General features: G+C 50.8%; 27 protein-coding genes and 1 other RNA gene. 20 read left to right on the top strand and 8 right to left on the bottom strand.

Annotation, left to right across the window (positions count from 1 at the left end):
* The first annotated feature begins 42 nt into the window (after positions 1-42).
* From EYB30_RS17870 to EYB30_RS17845, 6 genes are all read left to right on the top strand, one after another.
* Complete coding sequence (locus EYB30_RS17870; protein WP_166840887.1) at positions 43-1,209, top strand: nucleotide sugar dehydrogenase; 1,167 nt, start codon at positions 43-45, stop codon at positions 1,207-1,209.
* A 94-nt stretch (positions 1,210-1,303) separates the two neighbouring features.
* Positions 1,304-3,286, top strand: coding sequence for a polysaccharide biosynthesis protein (locus tag EYB30_RS17865; protein WP_166840798.1), 1,983 nt, complete (start codon positions 1,304-1,306; stop codon positions 3,284-3,286).
* Between the two features lie 124 nt (positions 3,287-3,410).
* Positions 3,411-3,737 carry a hypothetical protein gene (locus EYB30_RS17860; RefSeq protein ID WP_166840796.1) on the top strand — a complete coding sequence of 109 codons (327 nt, stop codon included), beginning with the start codon at positions 3,411-3,413 and terminating at the stop codon, positions 3,735-3,737.
* 93 nt (positions 3,738-3,830) lie between these two features.
* A complete protein-coding gene (locus EYB30_RS17855) occupies positions 3,831-4,550 on the top strand; it encodes a YjbF family lipoprotein (RefSeq protein WP_166840794.1) in 720 nt (239 codons plus the stop codon).
* Positions 4,551-4,557: 7 nt separating this feature from the next.
* Positions 4,558-5,280: a capsule biosynthesis GfcC family protein gene (locus tag EYB30_RS17850; protein WP_166840792.1), complete on the top strand. Its 723-nt coding sequence runs from the start codon at positions 4,558-4,560 to the stop codon at positions 5,278-5,280.
* Positions 5,277-7,382, top strand: coding sequence for a YjbH domain-containing protein (locus EYB30_RS17845; protein ID WP_166840790.1), 2,106 nt, complete (start codon positions 5,277-5,279; stop codon positions 7,380-7,382). The genes EYB30_RS17850 and EYB30_RS17845 overlap by 4 nt, the downstream gene beginning before the upstream one ends.
* A 62-nt stretch (positions 7,383-7,444) precedes the next feature.
* On the opposite strand, the gene EYB30_RS17840 is transcribed toward EYB30_RS17845, so the two are convergent.
* The 3 genes from EYB30_RS17840 to EYB30_RS17830 all read right to left on the bottom strand — a co-directional run bounded on the left by EYB30_RS17840 (position 7,445) and on the right by EYB30_RS17830 (position 10,665).
* Positions 7,445-8,983, bottom strand: coding sequence for a sensor domain-containing diguanylate cyclase (locus tag EYB30_RS17840; protein ID WP_166840788.1), 1,539 nt, complete (start codon positions 8,981-8,983; stop codon positions 7,445-7,447).
* Positions 8,984-9,051: 68 nt separating this feature from the next.
* Positions 9,052-10,068 (bottom strand): MJ1255/VC2487 family glycosyltransferase, encoded by a 1,017-nt coding sequence (locus tag EYB30_RS17835; RefSeq protein ID WP_166840786.1) that lies wholly within the window; start codon positions 10,066-10,068, stop codon positions 9,052-9,054.
* Positions 10,069-10,071: 3 nt separating this feature from the next.
* The gene (locus tag EYB30_RS17830) at positions 10,072-10,665 is read right to left on the bottom strand and encodes a thymidine kinase (RefSeq protein ID WP_166840784.1); all 594 of its coding nucleotides are present in this window, start codon (positions 10,663-10,665) and stop codon (positions 10,072-10,074) included.
* Between the two features lie 140 nt (positions 10,666-10,805).
* Here EYB30_RS17830 and EYB30_RS17825 point away from each other — a divergent pair, with 140 nt between their 5' ends.
* The 3 genes from EYB30_RS17825 to EYB30_RS17815 all read left to right on the top strand — a co-directional run bounded on the left by EYB30_RS17825 (position 10,806) and on the right by EYB30_RS17815 (position 12,165).
* Positions 10,806-11,225 carry an MAPEG family protein gene (locus tag EYB30_RS17825; protein ID WP_166840782.1) on the top strand — a complete coding sequence of 140 codons (420 nt, stop codon included), beginning with the start codon at positions 10,806-10,808 and terminating at the stop codon, positions 11,223-11,225.
* A 50-nt stretch (positions 11,226-11,275) separates the two neighbouring features.
* A complete protein-coding gene (locus EYB30_RS17820) occupies positions 11,276-11,701 on the top strand; it encodes a YqaA family protein (RefSeq protein ID WP_166840779.1) in 426 nt (141 codons plus the stop codon).
* A 71-nt stretch (positions 11,702-11,772) separates the two neighbouring features.
* Positions 11,773-12,165, top strand: a complete 393-nt coding sequence (locus tag EYB30_RS17815) for a DUF2750 domain-containing protein (protein ID WP_166840777.1) — start codon at positions 11,773-11,775, stop codon at positions 12,163-12,165.
* 187 nt (positions 12,166-12,352) lie between these two features.
* Here EYB30_RS17815 and serA read toward each other — a convergent pair whose 3' ends face one another.
* The 4 genes from serA to ssrS form a co-directional block, all read right to left on the bottom strand.
* Positions 12,353-13,579 (bottom strand): phosphoglycerate dehydrogenase, encoded by a 1,227-nt coding sequence (gene serA, locus EYB30_RS17810; RefSeq protein ID WP_166840775.1) that lies wholly within the window; start codon positions 13,577-13,579, stop codon positions 12,353-12,355.
* An 80-nt stretch (positions 13,580-13,659) separates the two neighbouring features.
* The gene (rpiA, locus tag EYB30_RS17805) at positions 13,660-14,316 is read right to left on the bottom strand and encodes a ribose-5-phosphate isomerase RpiA (RefSeq protein WP_166840774.1); all 657 of its coding nucleotides are present in this window, start codon (positions 14,314-14,316) and stop codon (positions 13,660-13,662) included.
* Positions 14,317-14,624: 308 nt separating this feature from the next.
* Complete coding sequence (locus EYB30_RS17800) at positions 14,625-15,230, bottom strand: 5-formyltetrahydrofolate cyclo-ligase (RefSeq protein WP_166840772.1); 606 nt, start codon at positions 15,228-15,230, stop codon at positions 14,625-14,627.
* 62 nt (positions 15,231-15,292) lie between these two features.
* Positions 15,293-15,477, bottom strand: a non-coding RNA gene (gene ssrS, locus EYB30_RS17795) — 6S RNA.
* Positions 15,478-15,672: 195 nt separating this feature from the next.
* Between ssrS and EYB30_RS17790 the strand changes: the two genes are divergently transcribed.
* From EYB30_RS17790 to EYB30_RS17740, 11 genes are all read left to right on the top strand, one after another.
* Positions 15,673-16,254: a UPF0149 family protein gene (locus EYB30_RS17790; protein ID WP_166840770.1), complete on the top strand. Its 582-nt coding sequence runs from the start codon at positions 15,673-15,675 to the stop codon at positions 16,252-16,254.
* Positions 16,254-17,438 carry a 2-octaprenyl-6-methoxyphenyl hydroxylase gene (gene ubiH, locus EYB30_RS17785; protein ID WP_166840767.1) on the top strand — a complete coding sequence of 395 codons (1,185 nt, stop codon included), beginning with the start codon at positions 16,254-16,256 and terminating at the stop codon, positions 17,436-17,438. Before EYB30_RS17790 ends, ubiH begins: the two co-directional genes overlap by 1 nt.
* On the top strand, positions 17,438-18,661 hold the full coding sequence (locus EYB30_RS17780) for an FAD-dependent monooxygenase (RefSeq protein WP_166840765.1): 1,224 nt from the start codon (positions 17,438-17,440) through the stop codon (positions 18,659-18,661). The genes ubiH and EYB30_RS17780 overlap by 1 nt, the downstream gene beginning before the upstream one ends.
* A 189-nt stretch (positions 18,662-18,850) precedes the next feature.
* On the top strand, positions 18,851-19,930 hold the full coding sequence (gene gcvT / locus EYB30_RS17775; protein ID WP_166840763.1) for a glycine cleavage system aminomethyltransferase GcvT: 1,080 nt from the start codon (positions 18,851-18,853) through the stop codon (positions 19,928-19,930).
* Between the two features lie 56 nt (positions 19,931-19,986).
* A complete protein-coding gene (gene gcvH, locus EYB30_RS17770; protein WP_166840761.1) occupies positions 19,987-20,373 on the top strand; it encodes a glycine cleavage system protein GcvH in 387 nt (128 codons plus the stop codon).
* A gap of 101 nt (positions 20,374-20,474) precedes the next feature.
* The gene (gcvP, locus tag EYB30_RS17765; RefSeq protein WP_166840759.1) at positions 20,475-23,366 is read left to right on the top strand and encodes an aminomethyl-transferring glycine dehydrogenase; all 2,892 of its coding nucleotides are present in this window, start codon (positions 20,475-20,477) and stop codon (positions 23,364-23,366) included.
* A gap of 192 nt (positions 23,367-23,558) precedes the next feature.
* Positions 23,559-23,954, top strand: a complete 396-nt coding sequence (locus EYB30_RS17760; protein WP_166840757.1) for a Rap1a/Tai family immunity protein — start codon at positions 23,559-23,561, stop codon at positions 23,952-23,954.
* A 26-nt stretch (positions 23,955-23,980) separates the two neighbouring features.
* Positions 23,981-24,253, top strand: coding sequence for a hypothetical protein (locus tag EYB30_RS17755; RefSeq protein ID WP_166840755.1), 273 nt, complete (start codon positions 23,981-23,983; stop codon positions 24,251-24,253).
* 296 nt (positions 24,254-24,549) lie between these two features.
* The gene (locus tag EYB30_RS17750) at positions 24,550-24,735 is read left to right on the top strand and encodes a hypothetical protein (protein WP_166840753.1); all 186 of its coding nucleotides are present in this window, start codon (positions 24,550-24,552) and stop codon (positions 24,733-24,735) included.
* Entirely contained in the window at positions 24,723-25,025 is a 303-nt protein-coding gene (locus EYB30_RS17745) for a type II toxin-antitoxin system RelE/ParE family toxin (protein ID WP_166840751.1), read from the top strand. Before EYB30_RS17750 ends, EYB30_RS17745 begins: the two co-directional genes overlap by 13 nt.
* Positions 25,026-25,121: 96 nt before the next feature.
* The gene (locus EYB30_RS17740; protein WP_166840749.1) at positions 25,122-25,376 is read left to right on the top strand and encodes an addiction module protein; all 255 of its coding nucleotides are present in this window, start codon (positions 25,122-25,124) and stop codon (positions 25,374-25,376) included.
* On the opposite strand, the gene modC is transcribed toward EYB30_RS17740, so the two are convergent.
* The gene (gene modC / locus EYB30_RS17735) at positions 25,373-26,503 is read right to left on the bottom strand and encodes a molybdenum ABC transporter ATP-binding protein (protein ID WP_422125037.1); all 1,131 of its coding nucleotides are present in this window, start codon (positions 26,501-26,503) and stop codon (positions 25,373-25,375) included. The genes EYB30_RS17740 and modC overlap by 4 nt on opposite strands.
* Positions 26,504-26,528 lie beyond the last annotated feature (25 nt).

Genomic DNA, 26,528 nt, shown 5'->3' with positions numbered 1-26,528 from the left:
AAACAAGCCTGTGCAGGCAGGTAAAGGAAGAGTATGTCAGGGGTGAAAATTGCCGTTGCCGGCACCGGTTATGTTGGCTTGTCTAACGCCATGTTGCTGGCCCAGCATAATAATGTGGTGGCGCTGGATATCGTGCCTGAAAAGGTGGCGCTGTTAAACGCCAGAAAATCGCCGATTGAAGATCAGGAAATCAGTGATTTTCTGCGCAATAAAACGCTTAACTTTACCGCTACACTGGATAAGCAACTGGCCTTTGCTGATGCTGATTTTGTCATTATTGCTACGCCCACCGATTACGATCCTCAGACGAATTACTTTAATACCCAAAGTGTAGAAGCGGTAATTAAAGATGTAATAGCGATTAACCCTGATGCCGTTATGGTCATTAAATCGACGGTGCCGGTGGGATACACTGCGTCGGCACGGCAAAAATTCTCCACAGCTAACCTGATATTTTCGCCTGAGTTTTTGCGCGAAGGCCGGGCCTTGTATGACAACTTGTATCCATCACGCATTATTGTTGGCGAGCAAAGCGAGCGGGCGCAGCACTTTGCTGCTTTGTTACAGCAAGGCGCTATAAAACAAGATATACCGCTATTATTTACTGACAGTACTGAAGCCGAAGCGATTAAGCTGTTTAGCAATACCTATTTAGCGATGCGGGTAGCGTATTTTAACGAGCTGGATAGCTATGCTGAAAGCCATGGCCTGGATAGCCGGCAAATCATTGAAGGGGTAGGCTTAGACCCGCGGATTGGTAAACATTACAATAACCCCAGTTTTGGTTATGGCGGCTATTGCCTGCCCAAAGATACTAAACAGCTGCTGGCCAACTACAGTGACGTGCCGAATAATATGATCCAGGCGATAGTAGATGCCAACCGCACCCGCAAAGATTTTATCGCAGAATCAATATTAAAACGTAACCCGACAATTGTGGGTGTGTATCGGCTGGTGATGAAGGCCGGCTCTGATAATTTCCGTGCTTCGGCAATACAGGGCATTATGAAGCGCATTAAAGCCAAAGGTGTTGAGGTGGTAGTGTATGAGCCAGAGCTGAAGCAGGCTCAGTTTTATAACAGCAGGGTTATTACTGACTTAGCTGAGTTTAAACAGCTCTCTGATGTGATAGTGGCCAACCGGCGCAGTGACGCCCTGGCGGATGTCGCCGATAAAGTGTATACCCGCGATCTGTTCGGTAGTGACTGAAACCTGATGGCGCAGTGGCATCAGTGCTATACTAGCGCCAGTTTAAATTGATTTTTGCTGGCCGTACCGGCTGGCAGTGTTGTTGGAGTTATTAATGCTGGCATGGTTGCTGGGGTTGCCCAGGGCAGTAAAACGTTTGATCTCTGTGATTTCAGACATGTTTTTCTTAATCAGTTCTCTTTTTGCTGCCTATGTGTTAACACAGCACGAGGAGCAAACCGATGTCGCTGAAATAGCGTTAGCCTTTGCTATTACCCTGCCAATTACCTTATTTATTTTTACTAAGCTGGGATTGTACCGTGCGGTAATCCGCTACATTGGTCAGCATGCGTTGGGTGCTGTGCTGGCAGGTATTGTCAGCAGTGCTTTTGTGCTGGCGTTATTGTTTGGTGTCTTACAGGTGCAAGACAAAGGTAACCTGATTTTTGTCTATGCTATTTTGTCACTAATCAGCTCTGGCGGTCTACGGTTGCTGGCGCGGATGTTTTTAGTGCAGCGCAATAATGGTCATAAAGAGCGGGTGTTAATATATGGTGCCGGCTCGTCTGGCCGTCAGCTGGCGCAGGCGCTGATGAATGGCGAACAATATCACCCGATAGTCTTTGTCGACGATGATACCACTTTACATCGCTCGACGATTCTGGGGGTGCCAGTAGGCGCGCCAGCGCAGATCACCAGTTTGATTAAATCGCATAATATCAGCCGTATTTTATTGGCGTTACCCTCGGTTAGCCGGGCGCGGCGACGCGAAGTGCTGGATGCCTTAGAGGAGCTGCCAATACCGGTGCAGTCTATTCCGGGGATGAGCGACCTGGTTGATGGCTCGATGCGGATAGACGAGCTGCAGGATGTGAAGATTGAAGATTTACTAGGACGGGATCCGGTAGCTCCTAAAGCCAAGTTGATGCAGGCGAATATTCAAGGCAAAGTGGTTATGGTGACCGGCGCCGGTGGTTCTATCGGCTCTGAATTATGCCGGCAAATTATTACCTGTGAACCCAAAGTTCTGGTGCTGTTTGAGTTATCCGAATTTAGTCTTTATAACGTCGAACAGGAACTCAGCGTACTGATCAAACAGCGTGAATTGGATATTCAACTTATTCCAGTTATGGGCACGGTGCAACGGGGTAGCCGGCTGGAAACCGTAATGAAAGCGTTTAAAGTGCAGACAGTATATCACGCCGCCGCTTATAAGCATGTGCCTTTGGTAGAGTACAATGTGGTAGAGGGAGTGCGAAACAATGTGTTTGGCACCTGGTATGCTGCAGAGGCAGCCATTGCCAGTGGTGTAGAGACTTTTGTACTTATCTCTACGGATAAAGCGGTAAGGCCAACTAATGTAATGGGCGCCTCTAAACGGCTAGCTGAGCTGGTGCTGCAGGCGTTAGCGCAGCGACAAAACAGCACCCGCTTTTGTATGGTGCGCTTTGGTAATGTGCTGGGCTCCAGTGGCTCTGTGGTGCCGCTGTTTCGGGAGCAAATTCGAAAAGGTGGACCGGTAACGGTGACACACAAAGACATTATCCGTTACTTTATGACCATACCTGAGGCGGCGCAGTTAGTACTGCAAGCCGGTGCCATGGGCCAGGGCGGCGATGTCTTTGTATTGGATATGGGCGAGCCGGTGAAAATAGCCGATTTGGCTAAACGCATGATCCACCTGATGGGGCTGGAAGTGAAAGACGAAGTACACCCTAATGGTGATATTGAAATTAAGTTTTCTGGTCTGCGCCCGGGCGAAAAACTGTATGAAGAGCTCCTGATTGGAGAGCATGTGCGTGAAACGGCGCACCCCCGCATTATGGCAGCGGATGAAATATGTTTAAGTTGGCCGGATATGGAAGCATTACTGACGCAACTGGATGTGTTGTGCGATAGCTTTGCGGTGGAAGATATTATCGAACTGATGCGCGTTGCCCCCACCGGCTTTAATTATAGCTGTGCCAGTAGTGATTTAGTGGTAAAGGCGGGCGGTGACCCGGAACAGTTCGCTCCTGCAGCGGTTTCGCTTAATGTGGTGGCTGATAATACGACGAACAGAGCCGGAGCGGTCGCCGCAGGCAAAAAATATTGCTAGCCAAAAGGTTAACAGTAAGCTGCAAAAAAATGCGACAAAAACGCATTTAGTGGTTGAGTAAGCCTTGGCTTTAGTTTAATCTTCCACTAACTGGAAACTTAAGTTTGTTATTGAGGGAATTGCTATGAAAAAATTAATTATTGCTGCTGCGGTAATGGCTTTATCAGCCGGTGTTAACGCACAGGAAGCTGCTGGTGGCGCTAACGCAAAAGAAGGCACTATCGGCGGTGTTGCTACTACTACTGTAGCAGCTGGTGTGGTTGGCGTTGCTGTTGCAGCGGCTGTTATTTCTAACAACCGTGGTTCAACGGTTAACCCAGGCCCAGGCCCAGATGCCGATACCTGTAATGCGGGTGACGGTGCTCCGGTAAACGGCATTTGTACTGGTACTACGGTAACGGGCACTGGCACTAATACCATGACGGTAACTTATACTTATTCAGCCCAATAATGCTAAGTTAGCTGTTGTTTAAGCCGCCAGTTGGCGGCTTTTTTATTGCAAGATAATTAATGGACTATTTAATTTAGCAGGCATTTAACTGTGATGGCTTTTGTTAAAACTGTTTTTAGCGGCGCCTTGCTGCTTACGCTTACCGCCTGTGCTGGCACTTACCACTCGTATATTGATAATTTACAGCTGGCATTTGCCAAATCTGAAGATGTTCAGCTAAGCCTGACTGAGGTCCTCAATGCGCCCTCAGACTTATTGTATGTAAAGCATGGTGAACGCGCCGTGGCTGCTATGGCGTTATATTACATTGAGGCTGGTCAGCATAAGTGGATTTCAGCTGATAATGCGCTGCTGGTGATGGAGCAGGGCCGGTTAGTGCGCACCCTGGGCTTTAGCAATGATTTACTGTATTTAACCAATACCACAGCCGACCCGCTGCGTAACAGTGACAAAATTAGCGCTGACAGCAGCTGGTTACGTCTGGCCGACTGGCAAAGTGGTGAATATGGCTATGGCTTGCGTTCGCGCTTCGAGGTAATACCCGGGCAGACACTAGAGTTTTTTCAGCAGCCGTTGCAAACGACTTTAGTGGTTGAGCATGTGCAGTATGAGAATAAATCAGCGTATCTGCGGTTTGATGATAGCTGGCAAAACCGCTTTTGGTTTGACACTGCCAGCGGCACTCTGATCAAGAGCGAGCAGACATTGGCGCCATTTTGGCAGCCGCTAACTATGACTTATATTAGTCGTATTGCCCGTTTAATACCGACAGTTGATGCCGCAGCTGCGCAGGGAAGTGATGATGCCAAGTAAATTACGAATGAGCGCCCTACTGCTAACGGCAGGCCTGTGTTTTACTGCCCGCTCAGCGGTACAGGTAACGATTGACAATAAACTGTATCAGTATGACAACAAGCCGCGCCTGGCTGAGGTATTAGCGCCGGTGGCGCTTGAGCGCAACTGGTACTGGCCTGCAGCGGCGTTGTATCAGTTAGATAGTCCTGAGCCTGAGCAATTACGTGCAGAGTTGCTGGCGTTGATCGGGGAGTTACTGGCGCAATATCAGGGAGATGCTGCCGCGCAGCAAAGTTTGCAGGCAATAAAAACGCAGCTGACCTCCTGGCGGCTGGCGAAGCGCTTAGCGATCAGTATTGATTACGATGCAGCCAGAATTAAACCCGCACTTAACCCGCGCTTCGGCAATGGAGCCTATTTGTTACAATTGAGCACACGACCTAATCATATCTATCTGTTTGGTGCGGTAGAAACTGAAGTAGTACTGGAGCATCGTCCGGCAACCCCGGTAGTGGATTATATAGTGGCTGCTAACACGACAGCGCTGGCAGAACAGAGTAAAGCGATGATTATCCTGCCGGCTAATAAAATGGCTACCGCAGGTGTGGCGTATTGGAATCAAACATATAGCGAAGTGATGCCCGGTGCCCAACTGTTCATACCACTAAAGACATCGATGCTGGATACGCGTTTTGCAAAGCTGAATCAGGGATTGTCAGAGCTTGCTATGCATAGGGTATTGCCATGAATGTAGTACGAATTCCATTTTGTTTATCATTAATTTCAGCCGCTTTGTACACTATGCCGGCTAAAGCAGAGCAGCGTCAGAGCTGGCAGTTGCAACCTGCCGGGGTGTCGCAAATGGCACACGGCGGCGTCGGCTTAATACAAACACCAACAGCGCGTATGGCACCTGCCGGCGATTTATCAATAAACTATACCGACAACGAAGAATACCGCTTATGGTCGGTTAGCATTCAGCTGTTTGACTGGATGGAATCGACAGTGCGTTATACCGATGTACGAACCCGCTTATACAGTGCTGATCCCGGTTTTAGCGGTGATCAAACGCTAAAAGATAAGGGGATTGATGTAAAGTTTCGCTTGCTGGAGGAAAGCACCTATTTGCCACAGGTATCCGCGGGCTTCAGGGATTTTGGTGGTACCGGTTTTTTTGAAAGCGAATTTATCAGCTTAAGTAAAAAATGGCATAACCTGGACTTCCATCTGGGCATTGGCTGGGGCTACTTAGGCACTGGCGGTAATATTGACAACCCGTTTTGTCAGTTAAAAGACAGTTTTTGCGAGCGCCCAAGAGGGTTTGCCGGGCAGGGCGGCAAAATTGACTATAACCGCTTTTTTAAAGGGCCTGCATCATTATTTGCCGGTGTGGAATACCAAACGCCGTGGCAGCCGCTGCGGTTAAAGCTGGAATATGAAGGCAATGATTATAGTAATGACAGGGCTGGTGATTTACAACAGGACAGCAACTGGAACTTTGGCGCTGTGTATCAGTGGGGGAATTTTAACTTTGATTTGAATTACCAACGCGGTAACACCCTGGGTTTTGGTGTGCATTATAAACTTAATTTACACAGCGCCAGCCAGCTGAAAATTAAACCTGCACCACGTCAGTTGCCCGAGCAGATTGAGCGTACCGAGATTACCGATAGGGATGCCTTACCACAGGCTCTTTACAGCGAAGCGGGTTTTGTGTTGCAAACTGCGCATATGACTGACGATGAGTTTGTAATTTATGGCCAACAGGTTGCTTACCGGGATGGTGCCGAAGCAGTTGAGCGCATAGGCCGTATTTTGGCGACCGAGGTGCCGGCCTATATTAAGCGCTACCGTATTGTTAACTATGGCGGTAATTTACCCTTAGTTGAAACTGTGGTGGATGCTGAGCAATTTATTGCCGCCGCGCGCTATGATTCGCTTGACGCCGATATCAGCTCAACCTATGTCCGGCAACGGCCTGAGCAACATACGCTGGATTTAACCGCACAGCCAGCGCAAACCGGCTTTTATAGCGGGCTGGAGACGTTCTGGATCCAAACTTTTGGCGGCCCTGAGGCGTTTTATATGTATCAGGGCGGTGTATTTGCCAGTGCTGGTTATCGCCTGAGCAGTAATTTGAGTGTAAATGGTACGGCTAAACTAACTTTACTGGAGAACTTTGATAAGTTTAATTTTAAGGTAGACAGCCAGGCAACGCCGTTACCCCGGGTGAGAACCTATATTCGTGAATATGTGACGGGTAGTACAGTGTCGATGGAAAACCTGTATTTGCAGTGGCAGGATCAGATAGCGCCGGATGTGTATGCCCAAGCCTATGGCGGTTACCTGGAAACCATGTTTGGCGGTGTCGGCGGTGAAGTATTATACCGGCCGGTCGATTCGAACCTGGCGATTGGTTTTGATATTAACTATGTACAGCAACGCTCGTACGAGAACGATTTTGACTTTTTTGATTACAAAACCTTTACCGGCCATGTCAATGTGTACTGGAAGCCGGAGTTTTTACCCGACACCCAGCTAACCTTTAATATTGGCCAGTTTTTGGCCAAAGATAAGGGGGTAAATATTGATTTTGCCAAGCGCTTTGACAGTGGCATAGTGGTGGGCGCTTACGCTGCCATCACCAATGTTTCTGCTGAGGAGTACGGCGAGGGCAGCTTTACCAAAGGTTTTTATCTGTCGATACCATTTGATTTGTTCTCGCTGAGACCATCAAAAGGCCGCGGCCGTTTACCATGGATCCCGATTGCCCGAGACGGCGGCCAGCCACTGAACAGGCCTGCCACGTTAATCGATGCGACAGAGCAGCGTTCGCCGTTTTATGATTAATACGGCAAAGGCCGGATAACTATCAGGGCAGCTTCGGCTGCCCTTGCTTTTTACACTGGTTTTTAGCTCGCGCTACATACCTGATTACGGCCGGACTTTTTCGCTTGATACTGGGCGGCATCGGCTTGTTTTATCAGCATTTCGGTGCTGCTGCTTTGGTTGGCAAAGATGCTGCAGTAGCCCATGCTGACCGTAAGCACCGGCTGAATGTCAGAGTTTTGATGCGCTATGCCCAGCTGTGTCAGCTGTTGCTGTATATTGCTGGCAACTTTATGGCACGCCTCGCTGTTGCTACCGGGCAGAATGATGGCAAATTCTTCTCCACCATAGCGTGCGGCCAGCTCGCCCTGGCGTTTTACCTGTTGTTGTAACAGCTGTGCTACTTGTTGTAAGACTTCATCACCGGCCTGGTGGCCATAGTGATCGTTATAATGCTTAAAGCGGTCAATATCCAGCATCAGTAGCCCCAACGGCTGTTGGTTACGGGCGCTACGTTTTAGCTCGCTTTGCAGGTGATGGTCAAACTGACGGCGGTTGGCAATACCGGTTAAGCCATCCTGGCTGGCTTGTTTTTGCAGCTCCTGATTGGCTTGCAGCAGTTGTTGTTGTATCTGTTGCAATGACTGGCGGTAGCGTACGTTCTGCAGGGTTTTCGCAATCATTTCGCCTACCAGTTTCATCCGTCTGAGGTCGTTACTGGTCCAGTCGCGCTGCCGCGCGACCATGTCGCAGCCGACAAAGCCAAGCAATTTGTTATCTGCGTGCATAGCACAACACAGCACTGACTGGATATCTTCGGCGTCAAATTCTTGCTTTTCGGCCTGGGCGGCCAGTGGTAGTTCAGACACTTTGTTAACGGCAAAAACCAGATCCTGGCGTATTTTCTGATAAAAGTAAGGCAAGCCTTCTTGCGGGATTTGTTGCAACTGATCTTTATGGCTGCTTACACCGGGGCGCACCCATTCGTGGGTGTTGCTCATTTCACTGATGTCGGCATTAAACTGAAATACATAACTGCGATCGGCATGACAAAATTCGCCCACTGCGGCCAGCGCATCAAGAATATGCTGGTCGAGTTTGTCGTGCTGCACATTAATAAGTTCGGTTGAAATCAGTGAGATAAGCTTGTCAAACGCCAGCGCCTCTTCCAGTTCGCTAATATCGGTAGCAGAGCCAGACTTTTCCGCGGCTAAGGCACCGGTGCTGTCGCTGATAAACTTTTGCCCCTGCATCGGCTGTAAGCTTATCAGCACGCTGCTGTGTAAGGTAAAAGACAGGGTAACCAGTTTACTGTGTAACAGCAGCGGCTGGCCCGGATTGTTGCCCAGTATTACCGGCAGTTGCAGCGCTGTGCCACTAAGGGCCAGCAGCAGGGGGTTGTGTAGTAAATCGTATGGGCTGTGGTTATCAGGATTGTATAGCGGTAACTGCTGAATATCGGCCAGCGACAGCTCTGCCAGGGTGGGATCGCGTTGCAGCAGTGTCAGCGCGGCCTGGTTCGCCAAAATACGGCTGCGGCTGTGCTCTTTGTACAGCAACGGGGCTGGCATGGCGTCCAGAATCGGCCAGAAGTGGGGTAAAGCAACGGAGTTTTCAGCCATAGCATACTCAATGAATAATGAGTTTTAACTATAACGGATTTGGCCATTTTGGCCAAAATAGCAACAGTCTAACGCCAGAGCTGCTGGCTAAGGCTGGCGACACTGTCGGTAGCGCCCTGCAGCAACCAGTGGCAGATAGCCTGGGCGACATTGGGATACTGCACGCTGCGGCGGGCCTGATTGCTGTTAAGCCACTGTGCTATGTGCTGGCTGCTAAGCTCGTCGGTGGTGCTGGCCAGATTAAGCTGTTTTAAGGCTAAGGCGTTCGAGTGCTGCTCCATCTGGCCTTGTAACGGTTTGACCATAATGCGTTTTTGCAGTTGCAAGGCTTCGCTTATCAGTTCGAAGCCAGCATTGCTCAGCACATAGCTGCAGCTGGCTAAGTCGGCTTTAAACGGCGCTAGTGCCGGCGGGTGTGTACTAATATGGCCCTGAGTGCCTATCTCGAGGCCAGGACCATACAGGCTGAACTGATAACCGGTTAGCGGTTTAAGCCAGCTGATGACCTGCTGCTGGTCTTCAAACGGCAGATAGACTAACACTTGTTGCGGTTTAACGCTGCTGTGGTCGCCTGTTTCGTCGATAATGGGCGGCAGTATTGGCTGGTTAAAGTGGTGCCAGTGCAACCCGAGCTGGGTTTGCGCCGGCGCAAAGTGCTTAAATACCAGCTGTGTCATCAGATTGGCATCTTGCATTGGGATTTTATGCAAAAAAGCGTACTGATGGCCAATGGCGATGCTACGTTTGCCTGCGCGTCGGGCGGCATGCGCTGTGATGGGTTCGAAGTCGGTAAGGATTAGATCATAGCGGCTGACATCGAGGCTGTTAATGTCATGCTTCAGTTGCAGCAGTGACGCTTGCTTAACGCTTTGCCAGTAACTGACTTTGCCATTTAGTGTCACAAACGTCAGGCCGCGTTTCAGCTGAAAATTGCCAAATTGCTGCATATCAAACAGGCCGGACTCTTCGCGGCCGGAGAACAGATAATCTACCTGTACACCGGCCTGCGCCAGATATTTCCCCATGGCGCGGGCCCGGCTGATATGGCCATTACCTGTTGCCTGCACACCATAGAGAATTTTCATCTGTTACTCCAATTGTTTATCCTGCCAAACCAGGGCTTTAAAATGCGCCCGGCACATTGAAACATAGCTTTCGTTACCGCCAATTTGGACCTGCGAGCCATTGGTTGCGGCGTTGCCCTGTTCATCTAAGCGCACCACAAAGTTGGCTTTGCGGCCGCAGTGACAAATGGTTTTCAGCTCAATCAGTTTGTCGGCCCAGGCCAGCAGCGCTTCACTACCGGCAAAGGTTTCGCCTAAAAAGTCGGTACGCAGGCCAAACGCCAGCACCGGAATATTCAGCTGGTCCACCACATCGGTCAGCTGGCGCACCTGGGCTTTGGATAAAAACTGTGCTTCGTCTATCAGCACACAATCTAAAGCGCCACTGTGCTTTAACTGCTGTATATGGCTGACAAAGTTAAAGCTGCTATCGAAAATATGGGCATCCATTGCCAGGCCGATACGCGAGCTTACCTTGCCAAGACCAAAGCGGTTGTCCAGGGCGGCAGTGTAAATGGCCACCGTCATGCCTCTTTCCTGATAGTTATACGCACTTTGCAGTAAAGAGGTGGATTTACCGGCATTCATTGCCGAGTAGTAAAAATATAATTGCGCCATAGCATCGCTCTGAAAAAAATAACGATGCAGTATAGCAATATCGCTGCAGAAAATATAAAGCCTGAAGATGACAGAATTAAGACGCTGGTAACTTAGTGCAAGCTGCATTAATCTCTGCTGAGATTAATAAGGAGTTGATAATGGAAAAGTTAATTTTACTGCCGGTGTTTATTCAGGTGCTGCTAACCAGCGTGGTGATGGTGTTGATGGGTCGTCGGCGTATTGCCGCGGCGAAAAACAAAGATATTTCGCTGTCGGCATTTCGTACCATGAATTTAACCGGCGCCAGTGAGCAGGTGATTGCCACCAGCCGTAACTTTGATAACCAGTTTCAAATGCCGATGCTGTATTTGTTTAGTGTGTTATTCACGCTGCAGCTGGGGGTGGCCGATTTGGCCTATGTGCTGCTGGGGGCAAGCTTTGTCTTACTGCGTATTATCCATACGGTCATTCATATTGGCAGCAACCATGTGCGTAGCCGGTTTAATGTGTTTTTACTCGGCTGCGCCGTGCTTTGGGCTATCTGGCTGCGTTTAGCCTGGCAGGTATTGGCCAGCTAAAATGGGGTCAGAGCCCTCTGACCTCATTTTAGCTACCCCCATTTTATCGGATGGTGTATTTTAGCCTGTTTTTTAGCGGCCTGCTGGCGGCGACGTTGTTTCCTGCCTCCAGCGAGGTATTGCTGCTGGCGTTGTTGCAGCAGGGCTATAGCCCGTTATGGCTTTTTGTGGCGGCAACTGCGGGTAATACGCTGGGCTCTTGTGTTAACTGGTATCTGGGGCGGCGTTTGCTGGATTTCCAACACAAGCGCTGGTTTCCGGTGTCGGCGCCGGCACTTGAAAAGGCGCAGCAGCAGTTTCAGCGTTTTGGCAGTTGGAGTTTACTGTTGGCCTGGTTGCCGGTAGTGGGCGACCCGCTTACCTTAGTTGCCGGTGTTCTGAAAGTCCCTTTTAGCCTGTTTTTACTGCTGGTACTGCTAGGTAAAGCGGCGCGTTATGCGTTGCTGATAGGGGCCGGCAGCGCCTGGCTTACTTAATTTTATTGGTAAAATGCCCGCAGATCCGTCATCATTAGCGCCATTCTTGCTGCCACTTTAGGAACCTGATTATGGAATACCAATTAACCGCTGACGAACTAAACCGCATAACTGCCCTGGATGCCGAGCAGCGCTATGCCTATTTTATTCAGGCGGTTGCCGATCTGGAGAAGATTTGGATTTTAGTAGACGACGATGGCTTTGTGCTGGTAAGTGCTGAAGACGAGCGCTGCATTCCGGTGTGGCCCCATGCCGAGCTGGCCGAGCAGTGGATTGAAGGTGAGTGGTCACATTGTACAGCGCAGGCGGTTGACGTAGACACCTGGCTGGATAAATGGACGTCAGGCTTAAACGGTGACGAGTTGGCAATTGCTGTACTGCCGGATACCGATGGCCCGGGCGTTGTGGTATTGCCGGACGAGCTGGCCGAGACATTGATTAACGAAATGCAGGATGATGCCTAAACAGCACATTAGGCCGCTGTAACAGCTGTAGGGGCGCATTATTGCGCCCTTTTTATTGCTGCGGCTAAATGCGAATACGATATAAACAGGGGCGCAAATATACGCCCCTGTGATGTGATGCCTATGTATTAGCGGGGCGCCAATGTTATGTGTTCCGGGGGCGCAAATATGCGCCCCTACATAGGGGCTAGTGCAATACGCGGGCGCGCAGCGTGCCCGGAATGGCTTTTAGCTCATTCAGTGCCTGCTCGACATCATCTGAGTCGATATCAATCACCACATAACCAATATCGGCATTGGTTTGCAGGTACTGGCCGGCGATATTGATATTGTGTTTGGCAAAGGCTTCGTTGATTTTAGTCAGCACGCCGGGCTGGTTTTTATGAATATGCAGCAGGCGTGAGCGGCCTTTGTGTTCTGGCAGTGACACTTCCGGGAAGTTAACCGCTGATAAGGTAGAGCCGTTATCGCTGTATTTTACCAGCTTACCGGCCACTTCAAAGCCGATATTTTCTTGCGCTTCCTGGGTTGAGCCGCCAATGTGTGGGGTCAGGATCACGTTGTCGAACTCACGCAGTGGCGAGACAAATTCTTCGTCGTTACCTTTGGGCTCTACCGGGAACACGTCTATTGCCGCACCGGCCAGCTTTTTACTGCGCAGCGCTTCGGTGAGGGCATCAATGTCCACCACAGTGCCACGTGAGGCATTAATTAAAATGCTGCCCGCTTTCATTAATTCCAGCTCGGCTTCGCCAATCATGTTTTTGGTTTGTGGCGTTTCCGGTACATGTAGTGTGATCACATCTGAGGTTTTCAGCAAGGTACCGAAATTGACCTGGGTGGCATTACCCAGTACCAGCTTGTCTTCGATATCGTAAAACTGCACCCGCATACCGATATTCTCGGCCATGATGCTAAGCTGGGTGCCGATATGACCATAACCGATAATACCCAGGGTTTTACCCCGGGCTTCGAACGAGTTGTTGGCGGTTTTTTGCCACTCGCCGCGATGTGCTGCGGCGTTACGCTGCGGAATGCCGCGCAATAACATAATGATCTGCCCAAGCACTAATTCGGCCACCGAGCGGGTATTGGAAAATGGCGCGTTAAATACCGGGATCGCGCGTTTTAATGCTGCGGTTAAATCAACCTGATTGGTGCCGATACAAAAGCAACCAATGGCGACCAGTTTACCGGCGGCATCCAGTACTTTTTCAGTTAACTGGGTGCGCGAGCGGATACCGATAAAATGCACATCTTTAATGCGTTCAATCAGCTCATCTTCCGGTAGTGACGTTTTTAAGTATTCAATATTGCTGTAACCCTGATTTTTAAAGCTTTGCACCGCACTTTGGTGCAAGCCTTCCAGCAGCAGTATCTTGATTTTGTCTTTGGCCAGCGAAAATTTTTCCATGTCACTCTCTTCATTAAATTAAAATAAAATCAGTAAGTTATTATTGTTATTAGTCTATTCTCGTGGGCCCTGTTTTCGGGTTAGCGTATCACTTGGGTACCGTCAGCGCTGCCAACCAGCACCATGTCGGCGGCGCGGTGGGCAAAAATGCCGTTACACACCACACCGACGATATTATTAATTTGCTGTTCCAGCTTTAGTGGATCAGTAATAGCAAGCTGATGGACATCCAAAATAACGTTGCCGTTGTCGGTGGTCACGCCAGCGCGCAACACCGGCTTGCCCCCCAGCTTTGTCAGCTCTCGCTGCACATAGCTGCTTGCCATTGGGATCACTTCAACCGGCAGCGGAAACGTACCCAACACGTCAACTTGTTTGCTCTGGTCGACAATACAAATAAAGCTGTCGGCAACCGCCGCAACGATTTTTTCACGGGTAAGCGCAGCACCACCGCCTTTGATCATGTGTTTTTGGCGGTTTATTTCGTCGGCGCCGTCAACATAAACGCTAAAGCTGTCGATGCTGTTTAAGTCAAACACTTCGATACCCAGCGCTTGTAGTCTCTTGGTTGACTGTTCCGAGCTGGATACTGCACCTTTTATTTCGTGTTTAATACTGGCCAGCGCATCAATAAAATGATTTACCGTTGAACCGGTACCCACGCCCACCACCGTATCGCGCGGGATATATTCTAGTGCAGCCCAGGCAGCATTTTTTTTCATTTCATCTTGCGTCATTGCTGATCCAAAGTCGTTTAGCCATACAGATGGATATTATATCGAAAGGCGTTGCCGACAAAAGGGTAAAAGCAAAAAAAGCCGCCGGGGTGTATATTTGCGCCGGAAAAACACAGCCGCAGCGCAGCATTGTAGGGGCGCATACTTGCGCCCGAATTTGCATAGGTAGGGGCGCATAGGTAGGGGCGCATACTTCGCCCGAGTTTGCATAGGTAGAGGCGCATCATTGCGCCCGAAATAACAAAACCGGGCGCGATGATGTGCTTGAAAAATACAGCTAGGCGCAATGATACGCCCCTACGATTAGGTCAGAAGATAAAGCAGTGCTCTGGCGTAATAATCTGTTTTAAAGGTATATCCCAGGCTTGTGCCGGCACGGCATCCACCTGCTGGCAACTATGCGCCAGGCCAATAACCTGGCAATGGCTGTCCGGGTACAGTTGCGATAGCGTACGATCGTAAAAGCCGCCACCCATACCCAGGCGGTTGCCTGTGGCATCAAAGGCTACCAGCGGCGTAAAAATAATATCCAGCTGGTTAACAGGGATTAAACGCTGGCATTGAGCCAGAGGCTCTGGAATACCAAATTTGTTCGGGAATAGCAGGGTGTTTTTGTCGTAGCGGATAAACAGCAGATACCCTGCCGTAAAGGGGTGCAATACCGGCAAATACACGGTTTTGCCAAGTTGCCACAGTGCCTGTATCAGCGGATAGGTGTCCAGCTCGCCGTCGTTGGCTAAATACAGCGCGATATGCTCTGTGCTGGCTAAGGCGGTTAGCTGTGTCACCTGGCGGATCAAACCGGCTGCTGCCTGTTGCTGTGCTGCCGCACTGAGTTGTTGCCGGCGTTGGCGTACTTGTTTGCGCAGCAGCTGGCGCTGGTTATGGCTATCTGGCACGGCGCTTAACGTCATTACTTAGAAATCATTGCTTAAAAAGAGTGTCTTAGTATGCCTGAAGCGGTGGCGAAGAAAAGGGGTTCTCCAAATTGCCGTGTCTGGTGTTAGCCCTTGAACCATAGGTTCAAGGCGGGAGTCAGATGGCCACCTCAGGCTTCCCGGTACGGGCCGGGCTTGCACACTGGCAGCGCAGAAGAATCCCTTGGTAAAAACAATTATCGGCTCAGGGACATCCACCTGATCACCAACAACCCAGAGAACTGGCTTAAGTATAACACCGCCTTTTAGGCTGTATAAGGTTATTCATCGCAGTTTTCGCCCTGTTTAGGTTAGTTGCATGGTTTTACAGCAACTTTTGTTTACGCTTTGCGCTGGGTCAGTTTTTCTGCCACTAAAGTTGGCGCTTTTTCACTGTGGTGGTAGCATAAAGGCAGTTGATTACAGCACGAATGGTTATATGAGCAGCCCTTTTTTACTGAGCTACGATGAATGGACGTACAAGCTGGATCAGGCCTATGTAATGGCCTCTGCAGCCGAGGTACACGGGTTAATTGCCGGCTTGCTCAGTGCCGGTGTTGAACCTGACGCCCAGCAACTGTTGCCGGTACTGCATGATTTTCTTAACGATGGCCAGGCCCTGCCCACTGAGATGAAACAACATGTGGTGAACCTGATTGAAACGACCAGTTCAGCATTGGCCGAAAACGATTTTAGTTTCGCTCTGCTATTACCCAGCGATGATGACAGCCTGCCAGAGCGCTTAGATGCCATGGTAGAGTGGACTCAGGCTTTTTTAGTTGGCTTTGCCGTACAACAAACTGACTTATCTCTGGTGTCTGAAGATGTCCGCGAGGCGCTGGATCAGCTAACTGAAGTAACCCGTATTGATATCCATACTACCGATGATGGCAGTGCTGAAGAAAATGACGAAGCGTATTTTCTGGTACTGGAGCACATCCGCATTATGGTGCTGGCCTGTTACACCGAAGTGGGGCAAAAATTTAGCGCCAAGCCGGTCAGCAACAAGACACTACATTAATGCCAACTGATAACAGCACCGTGTTTGATATTGTCATCGCCGGTGGCGGCATGGCCGGCAGTACGTTAGCCTGGGCGCTGCTAAAGCTTAATCCTGCGCTTAAATTGGCTATTATCGAACAACAGGCCGATAGTGTCAGCCCAGTCAGCTTTGACAGCCGCAGCATTGCGCTGGCGGCTGCCAGCAGTGCCTTATTGCAGCGCTGGGGGCTGTGGGATGAACTTAGCAGTAAAGCCTGCGCCATTAAGCATATTCATGTTTCGGATCGGGGCCATTTTGGCAAAACCAATATAACGGCAGCAGAGTATCAGCAAAGTGCGCTGGGCTATGTGCTGGAAGTGGAGCATTTGGGCGCATTGCTCAGTAAAAAGCTGGCCGGCCAGCGCCAGCTAAGCCGCTTTGCGCCTGCCAGTATCAGCAGCATTACACCGCAGCAGCAACAGCAGCAATTAACCTTAGCTGACGGCAGGGCGCTGAGCGCCAAGCTGCTGGTAATTGCTGAGGGGGGCTTATCTCGAAGCCGTGCCCTTGCCGGCTTTACGGTGCAGCAGCGCCAGTATCAACAACATGCGGTTATCGCTAACCTGGCATTGGCACAGCCCCATCAGCATAGCGCCTACGAGCGCTTTACTGAGCACGGGCCCATTGCGTTGTTGCCGTTGCCACAGCAACGTTATTCGCTGGTGTATACCGTTGACGATAGCGCTGTTGAGCACATTATGCAGCTGGACGATGCCGCTTTTGTCGACCATGTGCAACAGGCGTTTGGTTATCGGGCCGGCGTGTTTAGCGCGGCCGGTAAGCGGGTGAGTTATCCGCTCAGTTTGCGTTTAAGCGGTGATATTGTGCGCCACCGCGTGGCATTGTTAGGTAATAGTTTACATAACCTGCATCCGATAGCCGGGCAGGGCTTTAATCTGGCGCTGCGTGATATTGCCCAGCTGGTGCAGCAGGTCGCTGCTTATGGCAATGACATTGGCGGCTACACTATGCTGCGTGCTTATCAGCACGCGCGGCGACAGGATATTAATATAGTCAGCACCGCTACCGATGCGCTGGTGCGGCTGTTTTCTAATCGTTCACGGCCGCTGGCGTTGGCGCGAAATGTCGGGTTATTGGCCATGACACTGTGCGATGATCTAAAGCGGCCACTGGCCGAGCAGGCAATGGGGCTGCGTAGTTAATGCAAAATGTTGATATCACGATAGTAGGAGCTGGCAGTGCCGGTTTAACACTGGCTTTGCTGCTGGCGCCGCTGGGCCTGAGCATTGTGATACTGGAGCAAGGCAGCGCGCCCAATAGCGCCGATGTTCGCCATCAGCGGGTGAGTGCGCTTAATTTAGCCTCGCAGCGTTTACTGAGTCACCTGGGCGCCTGGCCGGCAATAGCAACGACGGCACAGGCTTACAACCAGATGCAGGTATGGGATGCTGACAGTTTCGCCGGTATCGAATTTGATGCTGCTACCGAGCGTTTATCTGAGCTGGGCTGGATTTGCGAAAACGAGCAAATCCGGCTGGCGCTGTATCAGCAGTTACAGCGCCATAGCAATGTACATTTCGAGTTTGACTGTACCATTAACAGCCTGGTGCAAAGTGAGCGCGAGGTGCTGGTGAATATTAACCAGCAGCAATTGCTACTCAGCCGCTTGCTGGTGGGGGCCGATGGCGTGAACTCCCGGGTGCGGCGCGATGCCCAGTTAGCGTTAACCCACTGGGACTATGAACAACAAGCTATAGTGGCCACCATTAATACCACTTTGCCACATCAGGCCTGTGCCCGGCAGGTATTTTTGCCGACCGGCCCTTTGGCTTTATTACCGCTGCCCAACCCGACACAATGCTCTATTGTCTGGAGCTGCACGCCAGCACGTGCCGCTGAGCTATTAGCACTGCCACCAGCGCAATTTAATCAGGCACTGACGGCCGCCAGCAACAGTGTGCTGGGCGTATTACAGCTGCACAGTCAGAGGCAGGCTTTTGATCTTAAAATGCGCTATGCCAGTAGCTGGCTGCGCGGGCGCATTGTGCTGGTAGCCGATGCGGCGCACAGCATACATCCGCTGGCAGGCCAGGGCATGAATTTAGGCCTGATGGATGTGGCTGCATTAGCAGAACTAATCAGTGAGGCGGTAGAGGCCAATAAAGACTTTGCCGACAACCGCCTGCTCAGGCGCTACGAGCGCTGGCGCAAGGCCGAAGCGCAAACGCTGATCGCGGCGATGGAAGTTTTTAAACGCGGTTTCAGTAATCAGCAACCGTTACTTAAGCTGGTAAGAGCTGTGGGTATGAGTGGCGTTAATCAATTGCCCTGGCTGAAAACACAGATCATCGCTGCAGCCCTTGGTAACAGTGGTGACCTGCCTAAAGTCGCCCGGCCTCAGACAAAAGCGCAGCACAGCGCTTAGGTTAGTTTTTTTAGTAAGCAGGCTTGTCGCATTACAAAAACTAATTAATCAGGGGCTGTTGGCCTGCCTTAGCTTGCGTTATAATCCGGCTGCCTTTTTATCCGCTTTAACTGTATGGATATGCAAATTGTTCAGCAGTGGCGCTGTGTGTAGAGCGTAAGCGGGCCTTACATTAAGCAGGACATAACAATGGCTAATCAAACTGCGTTACATGGCAAACACCTGGAAGCCGGTGCCAAAATGGTCGACTTCTTTGGCTGGGACATGCCAATCAATTACGGTTCACAAATTGAAGAACATCACGCGGTACGCCGCGACGCCGGTATGTTCGACGTCTCTCACATGACCATCGTTGATTTAAAAGGCGCTAATACCCGCGCCTTTTTGCGTTATTTACTGGCTAACGATGTGGCAAAACTGACGGTGCCGGGCAAGGCGCTGTACAGCGGCATGCTAAATGAAGCCGGCGGCGTGATTGATGACTTAATTGTGTATTTCCTGCAGGAAGATTTCTTCCGTCTGGTGGTTAACTCTGCCACCCGCGAAAAAGATTTGGCGCACATTAATAAAGAAGCCGCGGCATTTAACGTAAGCGTAACCGAGCGGCCTGAATTTGCGATGATAGCGGTACAGGGTCCGAATGCCAAAGCTAAAGTAGCCATGTTATTAACTGCTGAGCAGCAAGCGGCAGTAGCGGGCATGAAGCCGTTTTTTGGTGTGCAGGCCGGCGACTTGTTTATTGCTACCACCGGTTACACCGGTGAAGACGGTTATGAAATTGCCTTGCCAAACGAGCAGGCGGCCGATTTTTGGCAAAAGCTGCTGGACGCCGGCGTAGCCCCGGCCGGTTTAGGTGCGCGTGACACCCTGCGCTTAGAAGCCGGCATGAATTTATACGGCCAGGATATGGACGAAACGGTATCGCCGCTGGCGGCCAATATGGGCTGGACTATTGCCTGGGCGCCTGAAGAGCGCAATTTTATCGGTCGTAAAGCCTTAGAGCAGCATAAAGCCGCAGGCACGCACAAACTGGTGGGCCTGGTGATGGAAGCCAAAGGTGTATTGCGCCACGGTCAGCGCGTAGTGGTTGAAGGTGGCGAGGGTGAAATTACCTCGGGTACTTTCTCGCCTACGCTGGGCTTTAGTATTGCGATGGCACGGGTACCGGCTACGGTAGGCGACAGCGCTGAGGTAGACATTCGCGGTAAAATGGTACCGGTAAAAGTGGTGAAGCCGGCTTTTGTGCGCATGGGCAAAAAAGTCATCTAAACTGTTTTGATGTATAAAAAATAAACTAATTAAAAACGCCAGGTAAGGATTAAATAATGAGCTCAATTCCTAACAATTTAAAATACGCCAGCAGCCACGAGTGGGCGCGCGACGACGGCAATGGTATCTACACTGTAGGTATTACTGAGCATGCCCAGGGCTTGCTGGGTGATATGGTGTTTGTTGAATTGCCGGAAGTGGGCGATGCAGTAACCCAGGGTGATGACTGCGCGGTTGCGGAGTCTGTTAAAGCAGCTTCTGATATTTATGCGCCGCTGTCGGGTGAAATTGTTGAAGTCAATGAGGCCTTAGCCGATTCACCAGAGCTGGTAAACAGCAACCCATATGAAGATGGCTGGATGTTTAAGATTAAAATTGCTGATGAGGCCGAACTGTCTGCCTTGTTAGATGCAGCCGGTTATAAAAACTCCATTGATGAGTAACCACTGACCAATCCCGTTTAAGCCCCGTGTCGTATTAGTTATCAGATAAGCCACGGGGCTTAATTTTAGCAGTAACGCAACCTTACCAGGACATTCAAGGCATGACCAACTCCGCTGTGAAAACCCTGTCGCAACTTGCGAACCACGACGAATTTATTCAGCGCCACATTGGCCCTGATGCGGCTGAAACGGCCGCTATGCTAAGTGAACTTGGCGTAGACAGCATCGAGACGCTGATTGCGCAAACGGTACCGGCCGATATCCGCCTGACCACACCACTAGCCACCGGCGCAGCCCGCACCGAAGCTGAGGCGCTGGCGGTGTTAAAGCAAGCCGCCAGTAAGAACAAGATGTTTAAATCTTACATTGGTATGGGCTATCACCCGACGTTAACGCCGAATGTGATCCTGCGTAATGTGCTGGAAAACCCGGGCTGGTACACGGCTTATACACCGTACCAGCCAGAAATTGCTCAGGGGCGGTTAGAATCACTGCTGAATTTCCAGCAATTAACGCTGGATTTAACCGGTATGGAGCTGGCCAGCGCCTCACTGCTGGATGAAGCTACCGCCGCGGCGGAAGCGATGGCACTGGCCAAGCGGGTAACCAAGAGCAAGTCTAATCTGTATTTTATTGCCGATGATGTGCACCCACAAACCATCGACGTAGTAAAAACTCGCGCTGAAATGTTTGGTTTTGACATCGTGGTGGGTAAGGCCGCAGAAGCTGACAGCCATGATGTGTTCGGTGCCCTAATTCAGTACCCCACCACCAACGGTGATATCCGTAATGACAGCGCGTTAATTGCGGCGCTGCAGGCGAAAAAAGCCATCGTAGCGGTAGCAACTGATCCGATGGCATTAATGCTGTTAAAAGCCCCTGGCCAGTTAGGCGCTGATGTAGTGCTGGGCAGCGCGCAGCGTTTTGGCGTGCCGATGGCTTACGGTGGCCCGCACGCGGCGTTTTTTGCTACCCGCGATGCCTATAAGCGTTCTATGCCGGGTCGTATTATCGGTGTATCAAAAGACCGCCGCGGTAATCAGGCGCTGCGCATGGCGATGCAAACGCGCGAGCAGCATATCCGCCGTGAAAAAGCCAACTCTAACATCTGTACCGCCCAGGTATTGCTGGCCAATATGGCCTCATTCTATGCGGTATACCATGGCCCACAGGGGCTGAAAAATATCGCTGAGCGTATTCACCGCAGTGCCGATATTTTCGCCGCAGGCTTAAAAGCCAAAGGTGTGGCTATTGTTAATGCTCACTGGTTCGATACCATTACGTTCACCGTGGCTAACCGGGCTGAGGTGATTAACCGCGCCTTAGCTGCCGGCGTTAACCTGCGTACCGACATCGCCGATAGCTTAGCGGTCAGCTTCCATGAAGCCACCAGCAGCAGCGATATTGCTGAGCTGTTTGATATTGTACTGGGCAAAGATCACGGCTTAGATGTTGAGGCACTGGACAGCGCTATCGTGACTGACGGCAGCGAGTCTATTCCGACCGATTTAGTGCGTACCGACAGCGTACTGGGTCACCCGGTATTTAACCAGTATCACAGCGAAACTGAGATGCTGCGTTATATTAAAAAGCTGGAAAACAAAGACTTATCACTGAACCACTCGATGATCTCACTTGGTTCATGCACCATGAAGCTTAACGCCACTGCCGAGATGATCCCGATCACCTGGCCGGAGTTTGCCTCCTTGCACCCCTTTGTGCCGCGCGACCAGGCCGAAGGTTATTATGAGATGATTACCCAGCTGGGCGACTGGCTGGTTAACATCACCGGTTATGACAATATCTCGATGCAGCCAAACTCGGGTGCGCAGGGTGAGTACGCCGGTATGGTGGCTATTCGTAAGTATCATGAAAGCCGCGGCGAAGGCCATCGTAATATCTGCTTAATTCCGGTATCAGCGCACGGTACTAACCCGGCCACTGCTGCGATGACCAGCTACGACGTGGTGCTGGTAGAGTGTGACAAGCGCGGCAATATCGACATGGACGACTTAAAAGCCAAAGCTGCCGAAGTAGGCGACCGCTTAGCCGCCATCATGGTAACTTACCCGTCAACCCATGGTGTGTTTGAAGAGAGCATCCGCGAGCTGTGCGACATTATCCACAGCTACGGCGGCCAGGTATATATGGACGGCGCCAATATGAATGCCCAGGTAGGCTTAACGGCACCGGGCTTTATCGGCTCAGACGTATCGCACTTAAACCTGCACAAAACCTTCTGTATTCCACATGGCGGCGGTGGCCCTGGCATGGGTCCTATTGGTGTGAAAAGCCATTTAGCGCCGTTCCTGCCTAATCACGCTGTGGTGGGTATCGACGGCACCGGCAAGGATAACGGCGCGGTATCAGCAGCCCCGTTTGGCAGTGCCGGTATCCTGCCAATCAGCTGGATGTACATTGCCATGATGGGCGGCGAGGGCTTAAAACAAGCCACGGAATACGCTATTTTAAACGCGAACTACATGGCGAAGAAGCTCGACCCGTTATTCCCGGTACTGTACCGCGGCACTAATGGCCGGGTGGCGCACGAATGTATTATCGACATTCGCCCGCTAAAAGAAGCCAGCGGCATTACCGAGATGGACATTGCCAAACGCTTAATGGACTTTGGTTACCACTCACCAACGATGAGCTTCCCGGTAGCCGGCACCTTGATGATTGAACCAACTGAGTCTGAAAGCAAAGCCGAGCTGGATAAGTTTATTGAAGCGATGAGCACCATCCGCAGCGAGATTGCCAAAGTGGAAGCGGGCGAGTGGACAGTGGATAACAACCCACTGGCCTACGCACCGCACACCATGGAAGACATTTTCGACCCGGCGTGGGATCGTGCCTACGAGCGCCAATACGCCGCCTTCCCGGCAGCTTTTGTGGCAGAAAATAAATTCTGGCCAACGGTAACCCGTATCGACGACGTATACGGCGACCGCAACCTGATTTGTTCATGCCCAAGCCCGGAAGCGTATCGCTAAGCGGTTTGCATTTTTGTAGTAGTAACCCAAACCCCGGCCAGCGCGCCGGGGTTTTTTATCAGCGGGTTTTACGCATTGCCGGCCTTTCAAACCTGCTAATGTTTAATTGTGTAAGTAATGTAAATTAAAGGTGTTAAATACGGTGTGGGTAAGGCAAAATTTCCTATCATGTTTATCTGCCGGAGCCTTCGTATGCCATTTCGCCTGGTTGTAGTTACAACCTCCTTGTTTAGTGCGCTTGTAAGCGGCGCGGCATTGGGCACTGCAGATCAAAATGCCAGGGTGCCGCTTGATCGTCTGCAAGCCCTGGCAAACGGTAATCCTGTTACGCCCTTGCCGCCGGCATTTTCAGCGCAGGCAGCAAAAGGTATCGCCAGTGAGCAGCTCGCTATGTATCTGGCCGGTGTTATCGACAGTGGCGAAGGGCAAAGCTGGTGCGTAGCCGCATCTAATGTACCGCCGCATGAAGTTAATCAGCAGCTGTTGGCAGCGCTACAACGTGATTTACAGCAGAAGAAATCTGCCGCCAAAGCCAACTCCGCAGTGTTGCTGGTCAGCAAGCTTAGGGCTTTATTTCCTTGTAGTTAAGAAAGGCATAGGGAAGTGTGTACGCTATGAGTGAATTTACTAAAGAACAACATTCGGCATTTCTGGCGCTGGCAAAAAAGTATGATAAAAATGTGTTTGCACTGTTCGGTAAACAGCAAGGTGCAATTTCAGTAAGCAACGCTGAAGAAGCCGCATTACTGGGAAACTTCTCGGGCAAAGTCTGTGATTGGGTGCTCAACGATAACCCCGATTACGATGCTAAAGATGAAGACATTAACGCTGACGCCGAGATGGTTAGCTTTATGCTCGCAGATATCCTGGCCGATGCCGGCTACTAACCACTGATTGAAGTGGCGGCGCTGGTTTCTAAAGATGCGAGCGCCTTTGCTGCATCAGCATCTTTTAACATCAGGCTGGCGTGTAGTGTTAATACTGCACATCATGCGCAATAAACAGCAATCACGGGCTTTATGTTACCGCCGGCAAGCTAACTTACCCGGCACTGCAGTGATTGAATGTTGGTTGCGTGCAGTATCCGGTTAAATTACGCTATGCTTTGACTTAATTGAAACGCTATCCGTCCGGGGCTGTGACTTATATCGCTCAGATCCGTGCAAGCAAGTTGGAGAGCAAGATGTCTGATGTGAAAGAAAAGATAACTGAGATTGTTCAATCCCAACCGGATGATGCCAGTTATGAAGAGATTTTGCGCGAGTTAGCGTTTGAGCATATGGTTCAGCGCGGTCTGAAAGATGTCCGGGAAGGGCAGGTAGTGTCGAATATGGTAATGGAACAACAAATACGTTCATGGTCGAAATAAACTGGACTTCAGAAGCACAGCGCTGGATGCGCGATATTTACGACTATATTGCAGCCGATAATTCGCTTGCCGCGCAGAAAGTGGTAACAGACATTTTTGCCAAGTCCCAAATTCTCAGCCAGTTTCCTCAGATTGGCTATTTCTATCGTAAAGAGGCTGAAGGTGAGATCCGTATTCTGCTTTATGGCCATTACCGCATAGCGTATTTAGCTCGTCCAACTCAAATCGATATCCTTGGTGTTTTCCACGGCGCCTTAGATATTGAACGCTATTTTCCGGAATCGACATAGGGCAGGTTCTCAAACTGCACGTAATCCGCAAAATTTGGTGTAAGTCCGTGTCAGCGTGTAGACTATTGAAACAAATAATTTGCTACAGGGGTATTTATGTTACCTGCCACTGAGGCGATTGAGTCTGAGGCACTTTATCTTCCTGTGTCGGAACCTGCGGAGCTGATTGTGCATCTGCTGAACAGTCTGGAGCCTTACCCAACGGCTGCTCCTGCTCAGGTTGAAAAATTCTGGGTAAACGAGGCTCATCGACGTTACCAGTCTTACCTGCAAGGAGAAGAGGAATCCTATTCTGCTGACGAAGTTTTCTCAGAATTACGGATAGATGACGATTTAAGTCTATTTAGCTAATCCAACGCCACTGCTTTAATCTGCGCATACACCTGCTGGCCTGCCTGCAAGCCCAAGCGTTCTGCTGATTGTTTGGTTAGCAGTGCCTGTAGTGGTTGGCCTTCGAGTGTTAGCTGCACCAATGTTTCGGCCGGGTGGGGGGCGTTGTTAAAGCCGCTGATGCTGACTTGTAACTGATTACTGACCGAGCTGTCGGTTAGCGGCGTTAGGCTTAGCGCCACATCGCGCGCCTGAATGCGTAAACGGTATGAAGTGGGGGAATAGTTTGCGTTGTCGCACTGTTGCGGTGCTGGTAGCTGCAACTGCTGCTGACCGATACTGAGCTTAAGCAGATGGTTACTGCTGCCGTGGCTTTTTGCGTGCAGCAGCGACATAGCGCCTATAGCGGCAAGCTGTGGTTGCATTAACTGCTGTGGCAGCGGGCCCTGGCTGATAATACGGCCATCCTGCATTAGCACCAACTGATCGGCCAGTTTCACCACGTCATCTAACTGATGGCTGACCAATAGCATAGGGATGCCGGTTTGATTCGCGATACGCTGTAAAAACGGCAAAATCTCATTGCGGCTTTGCTGATCCAGTGATGCCAGAGGCTCATCTAATAACAATAATTCTGGTTGACTAAGTAAGGCCCGGCCCAGCGCAATACGCTGGCGCTGGCCGCCGGACAGCTGCTCTGGCTGCAACGGCAATAAGCTTTGCAGCTCTAATAAGCTGATGACCTGCGCCGGTTCCAGCTGTATTGCACTGTGTTTAACCCGGCGTTTAAAGCCGTACAACAGGTTTTGCAGAGCCGATAAATGCGGCAATAAGCTGCTGTGCTGAAACACCATACCGATACGGCGCTGATGCACCGGCATAAAGTGATTGCCTTGCTGCCAGACGACATCATTGCAGCGGATCTGCGCGTCAGCGTGGCGATCCAGCCCGGCGATGGCGCGCAGCAGGGTGGTTTTGCCACAACCAGATCGGCCAAATAGCGCGGTAACACCGCGTAATGACAAGCTGTGGTTAAGCTCAAGCGTAAAAGCGCCGCGCTTAACTGTCAGTTGTAATTGCAGGCTCTGTGCTGCTGGCGGCTGGCTGGCCTGACGTTCAGGGGTTAAGTGCTGCCAGCCCTGCTGCATTGCGCGGGTTAAGCTGCTCATTACG

Source organism: Rheinheimera pleomorphica (assembly GCF_011634895.1).
In the GTDB taxonomy this organism is placed as follows: Bacteria; Pseudomonadota; Gammaproteobacteria; order Enterobacterales; family Alteromonadaceae; genus Alishewanella; species Alishewanella pleomorphica.
The sequence above is the reverse complement of the archived record's forward strand: the minus strand, read 5'-3'. Positions and strand labels throughout refer to the sequence as shown.